The following is a 740-nucleotide window of genomic DNA, read 5'->3' as shown; positions in this document are numbered from 1 at the left end:
GTGAACCCATTGCTCGATCACAGGTAAGCGCAGCGCCAACACCATCGCAATAGACATCAAAGCCAACGACAAAACACCAGAATATTGAATAAGCGCGGAGCGCCATTGGAAGAATTGGGTCGAGGACAGCAGTTGCGGTTCACTCATCCACCACAACACAGACACGGCGGCAATTATCATCCATACAAAATTTCGTACAGTTTTCATGAACATCACTCTCAAATTGACGACAACTCTAGTTTAGTTTTTCTAGCGTAATGCAACGTCAATATTCGTAAAGTTGAGTAAACCCACAATATAACCAAGGTTAATAACAAACTTGGAGGTATTGCGCAGAATCCTACAGAAAATCGACAGGGATTTAACAGTGGTTAGAGTATTCACTCGTTATAGTTTGCTTAACATCGCCAAAGTGCGAATCAAAACCAAAAGAACGAAGAACACCACGCATGAAAAAGTTATTCCTGTTGGTTGGGCTGATGGTTTGCTCAACTGTTAGTTACGCCTCCAAATTAAACGAAGACATCTCCCTCATCGAGAAACAAACATCTGGGCGAATTGGAGTGTCAGTCTGGGATACACAAACGGACGAGCGTTGGGATTATCGCGGAGACGAACGTTTCCCATTAATGAGCACATTCAAAACGTTAGCGTGTGCCACCATGCTAAGCGACATGGACAGCGGCAAACTCAACAAAAATGCCACAGCGAAAATCGATGAACGCAATATTGTGGTTTGG

At 43.8% G+C, this 740-nt stretch carries 1 protein-coding gene and 1 pseudogene; one reads left to right on the top strand and one right to left on the bottom strand.

Translation table 11 applies throughout. The annotated features are described in order from the left end of the window. Positions 1–207: pseudogene (locus tag R7044_RS25235) on the bottom strand (ferric reductase); the annotation flags it as partial. A 242-nt stretch (positions 208–449) separates the two neighbouring features. Between R7044_RS25235 and R7044_RS25230 the strand changes: the two are divergent. Continuing rightward, on the top strand, positions 450–740 hold a 291-nt coding region (locus R7044_RS25230; RefSeq protein ID WP_225455998.1), incomplete at its 3' end, for a serine hydrolase.

The organism is Vibrio sp. 1402, assembly GCF_033340275.1.
The sequence above is the reverse complement of the archived record's forward strand: the minus strand, read 5'-3'. Positions and strand labels throughout refer to the sequence as shown.